The following is a 9,320-nucleotide window of genomic DNA, read 5'->3' as shown; positions in this document are numbered from 1 at the left end:
AAAAGGAGTGGAAATATATTTACAACATCAAAAGGATCAACAATTTAGATTTTTAACTAAAAAAGCTAAAGAACTAAATATGCAACTAATTGATATTTAACAGAATAAATAAAAACGTCAATGGTAGATGTTTTTTTACAAAAAAAGCAATATGAAATGACGTTGATATTTTATAAATTAAATTTTGTTTTTTCTGGGGTTTGAATTGTCCTTAGCTTTCGCAGTCGAGTGTCAAATGTTTGAAGAATGCGTAAAAAGAAAAGCTGTTTGATCCGCCGCGGCGGAGAGTTCTTTTCTTTTAGCATTCGAAAACTAATTTGACCGACGAGGAAGCGTTAGACTTGATTTTTTTGTTTCTTTTTTGATCAAGCAAAAAAGAAAATTGATAAATCTAATTTTTCTGTTCTCGATACAATCCCGTCCAAAAACGGAATCACTACCATTGACGTTTTGTCTAAAAAATTGATTTTCAATTATTTAGACAAAACAATATATAAAAATAATACGTCATTTTATATTGCATTTTTTTGTAAAAAAATTATACCTCGAACTGACGAAAAATTACCATCAAAAACTAATTACACCCTACGGGTTCTCTATAACTCTTAAAAATAATAGATTATGAAATCTTTTTACCAAGAAATAGCCCAACAGCATCAAGACTTATTGATTCTGCCAAAAAAGAAATTAATCCATCAATTTATAGATGAGTTGTTTTCGGTTTTGTTTTCGAATACATCAAAATCTTTCGGTAATGTGACTATTATCGAAGATAAATTCACAGAATTAGAAATACAATTCAATGAACTGGTTTTGGATTTTGAACCTAAAAACGAGAAAAGTCAGCAACAAACCAAAACGTTTTTTAAGGCATTACCCAATTTACATAAAAAGGCATTAAACGATGCTAAAACTATTTATGCCAAAGATCCGGCTGCAAAATCTTTAGAAGAAGTTTTGTATACCTATCCCGGATTTTTTGCCATTGCCATTTATCGTTTTTCACATCAAATTTGGAAACAGGATTTGAAATTGTTGGCGCGTACCATTTCGGAATATGCGCATAGTAAAACTAGTATCGAAATCCATCCCGGGGCCCAAATAGGCGATGAATTTGCCATCGATCACGGAACCGGAATTGTGATTGGAGAAACGGTGATTATTGGCAATAATGTTCAAATATACCAAGGAGTTACGCTTGGAGCTTTGAGTGTGAAAAAAGGAGAAGCGTCTATCAAAAGACATCCAACGATTGAAAACAACGTCATTATTTATGCCAATAGTACCATTCTTGGCGGGCAAACTACCGTAGGAAGGGATTCCATTATTGGAGGAAATGTTTGGTTGACGTATTCCATTCCATCGAATTCGGTAGTCTATCATAAAAACGAAATCAGGGTTAAGGACAATAATCCTTTTCCAGAGCCTATTTTTTATTCGATTTAAGGAGTTGAAAAGTGCCACGAAGACACAAAGGCACAAAGGTTTTTTTTAAGAAAAAAAATCTGTTAAGATCTGCTGAATCTGCGTGCTAAAAATTTTTCTTTGTGACTTAGCGCCTTTGTGGCAAAAACTAACAAATAGTATTATGAAATATCAAAATGTATTAGAAACAATAGGGAATACACCCCACGTAAAGTTGAACAAACTTTTCCCAACGCATCAGGTTTGGATAAAGTTAGAAAAATCAAATCCAGGTTCGAGTATCAAAGACAGAATTGCCTTGGCGATGATTGAAGATGCAGAGAAAAAAGGACTTTTAAATTCGGATTCGGTTATTATAGAACCCACCTCCGGAAACACAGGAATTGGTTTGGCATTAGTAGCTGCGGTAAAAGGATACAAAGTGATTTTGGTAATGCCGGAATCGATGAGTATCGAAAGAAGGAAAATCATGAATGCCTATGGCGCCGAATTCGTTTTGACACCAAGAGAAAAAGGAACTGCAGGTGCAGTAGAAAAAGCGCACGAATTAGCCGCTTCGACTCCCAATTCATTTTTGCCTTTGCAATTCAATAATCCAGCCAATGTAGAAGTTCACGAAAGAACAACCGCTCAGGAAATCCTAAAAGATTTCCCTGATGGAATTGATTATTTAATCACCGGAGTGGGAACGGGCGGACATATTACAGGAGTTTCCAAAATTCTAAAACAACATTTTCCCAAGCTAAAAACTTTTGCTGTTGAGCCGGCATTATCACCCGTTTTGAGTGGTGGATTAGCCGCGCCACATCCCATTCAGGGCATTGGTGCCGGATTTGTTCCAGCCGTTTTTAATAGGGAATATATAGATGAAATCATTACCGTTGAAAAAGGAGATGCTTTTGAATTTTCAAAAAAACTGACAAAAACAGAAGGGATTTTTTCAGGAATTTCTACAGGAGCGGCTTTGGCGGGAGTTTCTAAAAAGCTTGAGGGGATACCTGAAAACGCAGTAATCCTAACTTTTAATTATGATACCGGTGAACGATATTTATCTGTAGATGAATTGTTTGATGCGGTTTTATAGGCAGAAGGATTTAACAAAAATAACAAGTAGTCGATGTGGATAATTAATCGTAAAACATTAAATTAGCAGAAGAGTACTACGCAACAGAATTTTACGAATACATTATTAAATAATCTAAAACTAAGAAAATGGCAGAAGTAAAAAAACAACAGACTGCGTTAGGAGACGTAGCAGCAAGACAATTAGCAATAGCAACACGTTCGGTGCCTACAATGGCAACTTCTCCAAGATGGCTTACTCATTTGTTACACTGGGTTCCGGTTGAATCAGGGGTGTATCGTTTGAATAAAGTAAAAGATGCCAATCATATTGAAGTGGATTGTTCGGCTAGAGACGAGAGAACTTTACCGAATACATTCGTGGATTATATCGAGAATCCAAGAGAATACAATTTGGCAGCGGTTCAGACTATTGTTGATGTACACACTCGTGTTTCGGATTTATACAGTAAACCATACAACCAAATTTCTGAGCAATTGCGTTTGGCTATCGAAACAATTAAAGAGCGTCAGGAAAGCGAATTAATCAACAACAAAGAATACGGTTTGTTGAATAGTGTAGCACCTTCGCAAATTATTAAAACAAGAACAGGAGCTCCAACACCAGACGATTTAGATGAATTGTTGACAAAAGTTTGGAAAGAACCAGGTTTTTTCCTGTTGCACCCATTAGCTATTGCAGCTTTCGGTCGTGAGTGTACACGTCGTGGTGTTCCACCTCCAACAACTTCTTTGTTTGGATCTCAATTTTTAACCTGGAGAGGAATTCCGCTTATTCCTTCGGATAAATTGCCAATCAAAGATGGTAAATCTAAAATCATTTTATTGCGTACAGGAGAAAGCCGTCAAGGTGTAATAGGTCTTATCCAGCCAGGTTTACAAGGGGAACAATCTCCGGGATTATCGGTGCGTTTTATGGGAATAAACGAAAAAGCAATTGCTTCCTACCTGGTATCTTTATATTGCTCATTGGCAGTAACTGTTGATGACGCTATTGCGGTATTAGAAGATGTAGAAATAGGAAAGTATCATGAGTACAAATATTAATACAACAGGTACGGGATTACCTAATATTGATGACTTGGAAAAGTTAGCCAATGAGTTGTTCAGTGCGTTGCCCAATGAGTTTCCAAAAGAAATTTCGTTGAGTCCCAATGCCAGTGAACATCCTCGCGCTACCAAAATTGCCGAAACGCTGCTTGCGGCTGGTAATTTAGGTGGAGTAGAAGCGGCATTTCCGGTTAGCAATCACGATACCTTGTTGGGACAATCCGGTTTTGCTCCGTTGGCAACTCCGGCGGTTTCGGCAAGTCCGATTGGGTCAGTACAAACTCCGCCTTCATTTGGTGGTTTTGGCGGATCTCCTTCGGTGGTACAGTATGGAAAGGCACCCGCATTTGGAGGTTATTCCAATGCTTTTTCCGATCCTACTATCGAAAATATTTCACAATTAGGTGATTTGAATCTGGATTACAATCAAGGATTTGCATCTGCTCCTGTTGCAGGAAGTGGAGCTGATCCTTATGCGGTGAACAACGGTAACAATATCAATGCCGAAAATCCGCAAACTGGTTTCAACGATCCCAATTTGAATAATAATGGTGGTAATTCGTCTTCATCTTCAAATTTGAATCAGAATTATTTGCCATTCGAATTAGAACATTCTTCTTTTGAAGCCGAATTAAAAACCGCTTTAGAAGCATTGAATTCGAGTTTCGGAATTCCATCTTTGGTAACAACTCCGGGAATTATCGATACTCCGGGTTCGTATTATTTTTTGAATGAAAATCCTTTTGGCTTTGATTCTAAAAAAGCAGCTATTTCTCCGGTAAGTCACAACGAATTTGAAGGTTTTGGCGGAACTAATTTCAATCCACATATTGTCAAGAAAGATTTTCCAATTTTAAAGGAAACGGTGAATGGCAAACCCTTGATTTGGTTTGACAATGCTGCAACAACTCAAAAACCACAATCTGTAATTGATAGGGTAAGTTATTTTTATGAGCATGAAAATTCCAATATTCACCGTGCTGCACACGAACTGGCAGCCAGAGCTTCTGATGCGTATGAAGCGGCCCGTGAAAAAGTGAAAGTATTCCTGAATGCTAAATCCGTGAACGAAATTGTTTTTGTTCGTGGCGCGACTGAAGGAATCAATTTAGTGGCTCAAAGCTGGGGCGATCAGAATTTGGTTGCTGGCGATGAGATTGTGGTGAGTAATTTAGAACATCACGCTAATATTGTGCCCTGGAAACGTCTGGCTGATAAAAAAGGCCTGAAATTGAGAGTGATTCCTGTCGATGATAGCGGACAAATTCTGTTAGACGAATATGCGAAACTGCTGAATTCGAAAACGAAATTAGTAGCTTTCACTCAAGTTTCGAATGCGTTAGGAACGGTAACTCCGGCTAAGCAAATGGTAGAAATGGCTCACGCTGTTGGTGCCAAAGTGCTGTTGGATGGAGCGCAATCTGTTTCACACATGAAAGTAGATGTGCAGTATCTTAATGCCGATTGGTTGGTTTTCTCAGGTCATAAATTATTTGGACCTACAGGAATTGGCGCTTTGTATGGCAAGGAAGATTTGCTAAACGAAACCCAGCCGTACCAATCCGGCGGCAATATGATTCAGGATGTGACTTTTGAGGAGATCAAATACCACAAAGCACCGAATCGTTTTGAAGCAGGAACGGGTAATATTGCCGATGCTATTGGTTTGGGTGCCGCGATTGATTATGTTTCGAAAATCGGGATAGAAGTAATCGGGCAATACGAGCATTATTTATTGGAATATGCGACTAATTTGCTGAAACAAATTCCGGGTGTTCGATTGATAGGAACTGCTGCTCATAAAGCGAGTGTACTTTCTTTTAACCTGCAGGGGTTTACCAATGATGAGGTAGGACAGGCATTGAATAAGGAAGGAGTTGCCGTGAGAACCGGACACCATTGTGCGCAACCTATTTTGAGACGCATGGGCGTAGAAACCTGTGTAAGGCCGTCTTTGGCCTTTTACAACACCACCCAGGATGTGGATGTTTTTATAGAAACCCTCTGGAAATTAAAATCCGGAAAAAAATAAAAAGCAAAAGCCCAGGATTTAGTTCTTGGGCTTTTTTTGTTTTAGACTGTAACCACAAATTCTCTAAATTATTTGGAGTTTTTGTGGTTTATTATTTGTTAATTTGAAAAATAACCAAAGTTGAAATTGAAATTTTTATATGAAATATTTTTATGAGTACAATACAACCAAATTTTTTAGATAATCTACCTATTGGAGACGACTTGTTTGAAGGGAAATCACAAGAAAAAATAGGTGTCGTAGTTGCTGATATAATTAAAAACAAAAGTTTTCAAATAATTGGAATAGATGGTGCTTGGGGGACAGGAAAAAGTAATCTTGTAAAAATTATAGACAACAAACTACCCGATTTTAAATTCTTTATTTATGATGTTTGGGGACATCAAGAAGATGACCAACGCAAGGCTATTCTAGTAGAACTGACAGAATTTATTTCTGACAAGGAAAATAATATGGTTTCCAATAAATCTAAATGGAAGGCAAAATTAAAAAGATTACTGGCTAAGGAAAAAGAAGTGACTACTATCAATAGACCTTATCTAAGTATAGGTTTTATTCTATCTTTAGTATTAATTATTTACACGCCAACTATAAACACCTTTGCTAAAAAAGATACTGGGGACATTTTTGGCATTCAAAATGAATTAGGTAAAGCACTATTAATTCTATTTCCATTATTTCTTATAATAATAATTTATATCTGTAAAGTTGTTTTTCAGCTTTTTTGGAAAGGCAGTAAATGGGGATCTTTTAAAATCGCTCTTCAACAAACATTTCAAGTCTATACAAATAAACAAGAGGAAGAAACTAAAATTGAAACTATTTCTGAAAATGAACCATCGGTTAAGGACTTCAGAAATTGGATGAAAGAAATTGATGCAGATTTGGGTGAAAAAAAACTTGTTTTAGTTTTTGATAATTTTGATCGTTTGCCTAAAAAAAACATCTTAAGTATATGGTCATCAATCCATATTTTTTTCGCAGAAGAGAAATATAAAAACATAAAAGTTATCATTCCCTTTGATCGGCTTCATATCCAAAATGCTTTTAAAGAATTGAATGGAAGTGATGGAAACTACGCTAATGATTATATTAATAAAACATTTGATTTGGTTTATAGAGTTTCTCCTCCGATTCTGTCAAGTTGGAAAGTGTTTTTCAAAGACCGATGGCAAGAAGCTTTTACAGTCGTTGATGAAGCTGAATTTATAAAAGTGATACAAATTTATGAGGTTTATAAAGCAACTATTACACCCCGAGAGATTATTGCTTGTATCAATGAGATAATATCAATTAAACTACTTGATGATACTATTCCTGATCGATATATTACACTTTTTGTCTTGAATAAAGATGAAATTATTATGGATCCTTTAAAAGCTATTTCTAATCCTGAATTTCTAAAAGGTTTATCATATTTGTATAAGGATAATGATGATTTTCAAAAATATATTACTGCATTAGCATATCAAATCAAGCCTGACGACGCTTTAGAAATTGCTTATAGAAAACAATTAAAAGATAGTTTGGTAAATAATGATATTAAAATATTTCTTGAAATTTCAAATACAAGTACTTTTCACAAGATTATTCCAGCTGTGCTTCAAGAAATTGAAAATTTTGATAATCCGATTTTGGTTTTGGACTCTTTATCTGATACCTCGAGAATTTCAGAGATTGAAAAACAATCTATCTGGGATGATATTTATCTAAGGATAAAAGACATAACTCACAATAGCTCTGAGATAAAATATTCACAAAAGCTTCTTGTTAAGCATATTGATATTAACAAAGCAAAAACTTGGATTAAATCTATTATCAAACAACTAAGGATTCGTAATGATTTTGATTCCGTAAAATTTGCTACAATCGTAGATGATTTCGATAAGTTCTTGGATGACAATGAAATTCAAATAGATATTTTGGATTTGCTAAAATCTTTAAAAGAAATAGAAGTTGAGCCAAAAACATTTATCCCGCTTGTTTCCAATAAAAAAGCAAATTACAAGAAATATTGTGTAACTACACAAAATGATGGACTAAATCAGTACCTAATTGAACTTGATATTGATTCATTAGCGCAATTAAATTATGTAAGTCACCTAAAAGATGATTTTACATTAAAAGATTTTATTGAAGAATTATCAAATAAAATAGATTTAGACAAGTCAGATGCAAATACGTTGTCAATATTATACAAACGACTTAAGGATATTTCAGAAAAACCTTTAAAAGCTAAATTGTCAGATTCCGAAATTTTTTCCTTGTTTAATCAAATTACGGAAACTGAAGATTTTTATTATGATTTAGTCGCTATGAGGATGTCAAAATTAAATAGTTACCATCCTTCTTATGCCTCAGCTTTCTCTGTTATTTTAAATTCAGATAAAGAGGATCTTGCGGAAAAAATTGCGCAAAGGATTGAGTTCTACATAAACTATGATGATTTTCTTATTGGTTCTAAACATTTTACAGATTCTATTTTATACAAAAATGTTACAAGAAAAATAATTACTGATGATTATGGTGTTTCAAAAGCAAATCTTCGTGAACTATTAGAAAATTTTGAAGATATATGTGGTAATATAGAAATTGAACCTAATGTTTTTTTATTAGATTTAAATAGTTGGGAATTAGAAGGTTTTGATTATAAAAACGTTATGGATTTTTCATTGTATTTATTTGAAGTCATTAAGACAAATGAATTAGATATATCGAAACATATATTGAATTTAGCAAATGAGTATTTCAGTTATTTGGATAAAGAGGAATGGGCTTTAATCTTTAGTGATTTTGATTTGTTTAAGTTTAAATTATTAAAAATAATTGATTTTCAAGGTTGGAATAGTTTTTCATTAGAAGGTTTAAAAGATGCACTAATACAGTCAATTTTGAATAAAAATTTTGACAAACCGGAAGATTGGTCTTATTTATTTGATAGCTTTAATAAATCAGGTTTAAGTTTGACAAATACACTAAAAGATATAAGAGATAAACTCTACAGTGATAGTACTTTAGTTGATAAAGTTTTATTTATGTTTTTAATTGATCCATTTATAGAATCATCTGTTTTGAATGATAAGCCAGGTGATGCTTTTAGAACATTTTTTAAAGTTGAATTTCTTGATGATGAGGGATTGGTGAATTTAAAAGATAAGCATTCAGATGTTATAAAGGAATTATTAAAAAAATCTTCTCCAAATGATGTCTCAGATTTTAAACAAGCAATCAGGGATAGAAAAGATAGTAGCGAAAACATAAAATTATTAGCTACAAAATTAGATATTCGTCTTTCAAAAAATTAAATTTTTAAAATGCTCATTAAATTTTTTCACTAGACTCGGATATGTAATAAATATCTCGTTCAACGGATAGCGCGGTTTTGCACACCGTGCCCACAAAGGAGATTAAGTAATGAAATTTTAAGGAGCTACAACCCGAAAAGACAATTAAGACTTGAAAAAATGAGAAAAATATTCGGACTTTTGACCTGTATAGTATTATGAAAAGAGGATTTGAATTTCTTAAACAGATAAAAGAAAATAACAATCGGGAATGGTTTACTAAGCACAAACCAGAATACGATTTGATTGTGAAAGAAAATAAAATTTTTGAGTTAGTCATTTAGTTTCTGTATTTTTATGTCTTTAAAAACAGTCGTTATGGAAGTATTTGAAGGACAAAGCATACTAAACTTTATAAAAGAATTGCCAAATGATGAAGCTTGCAA

At 34.0% G+C, this 9,320-nt stretch carries 6 protein-coding genes; all 6 read left to right on the top strand.

Annotated features, from left to right (window positions below; all coding sequences use genetic code 11):
- The first annotated feature begins 621 nt into the window (after positions 1–621).
- Entirely contained in the window at positions 622–1,446 is an 825-nt protein-coding gene (gene epsC / locus GTZ96_RS17770) for a serine O-acetyltransferase EpsC (protein WP_161645244.1), read from the top strand.
- 142 nt (positions 1,447–1,588) lie between these two features.
- Positions 1,589–2,509 carry a cysteine synthase A gene (gene cysK, locus GTZ96_RS17765; protein WP_161645243.1) on the top strand — a complete coding sequence of 307 codons (921 nt, stop codon included), beginning with the start codon at positions 1,589–1,591 and terminating at the stop codon, positions 2,507–2,509.
- A gap of 128 nt (positions 2,510–2,637) precedes the next feature.
- A complete protein-coding gene (locus GTZ96_RS17760; protein ID WP_161645242.1) occupies positions 2,638–3,555 on the top strand; it encodes a family 2A encapsulin nanocompartment shell protein in 918 nt (305 codons plus the stop codon).
- Positions 3,539–5,590, top strand: coding sequence for a family 2A encapsulin nanocompartment cargo protein cysteine desulfurase (locus tag GTZ96_RS17755; protein WP_161645241.1), 2,052 nt, complete (start codon positions 3,539–3,541; stop codon positions 5,588–5,590). The genes GTZ96_RS17760 and GTZ96_RS17755 overlap by 17 nt, the downstream gene beginning before the upstream one ends.
- A 152-nt stretch (positions 5,591–5,742) precedes the next feature.
- Positions 5,743–8,895 carry a P-loop NTPase fold protein gene (locus GTZ96_RS17750; protein ID WP_161645240.1) on the top strand — a complete coding sequence of 1,051 codons (3,153 nt, stop codon included), beginning with the start codon at positions 5,743–5,745 and terminating at the stop codon, positions 8,893–8,895.
- Positions 8,896–9,092: 197 nt separating this feature from the next.
- Positions 9,093–9,218, top strand: a complete 126-nt coding sequence (locus tag GTZ96_RS17745; RefSeq protein WP_235973060.1) for a DUF2461 family protein — start codon at positions 9,093–9,095, stop codon at positions 9,216–9,218.
- The last annotated feature ends 102 nt before the right edge of the window (positions 9,219–9,320 follow it).

The organism is Flavobacterium undicola (assembly GCF_009909155.2).
Classification (GTDB): Bacteria; Bacteroidota; Bacteroidia; order Flavobacteriales; family Flavobacteriaceae; genus Flavobacterium; species Flavobacterium undicola.
Note: the sequence above shows the minus strand (reverse complement) of the source record. Positions and strands in the feature narration are given on the sequence as shown.

Coding starts and splice junctions, on each gene's coding strand:
- GTZ96_RS17745 (WP_235973060.1), top strand. CDS start 9,093: ATGAAAAGAGGATTTGAATTTCTTAAACAGATAAAAGAAAATAACAAT.
- cysK (WP_161645243.1), top strand. CDS start 1,589: ATGAAATATCAAAATGTATTAGAAACAATAGGGAATACACCCCACGTA.
- GTZ96_RS17760 (WP_161645242.1), top strand. CDS start 2,638: ATGGCAGAAGTAAAAAAACAACAGACTGCGTTAGGAGACGTAGCAGCA.
- GTZ96_RS17750 (WP_161645240.1), top strand. CDS start 5,743: ATGAGTACAATACAACCAAATTTTTTAGATAATCTACCTATTGGAGAC.
- epsC (WP_161645244.1), top strand. CDS start 622: ATGAAATCTTTTTACCAAGAAATAGCCCAACAGCATCAAGACTTATTG.
- GTZ96_RS17755 (WP_161645241.1), top strand. CDS start 3,539: ATGAGTACAAATATTAATACAACAGGTACGGGATTACCTAATATTGAT.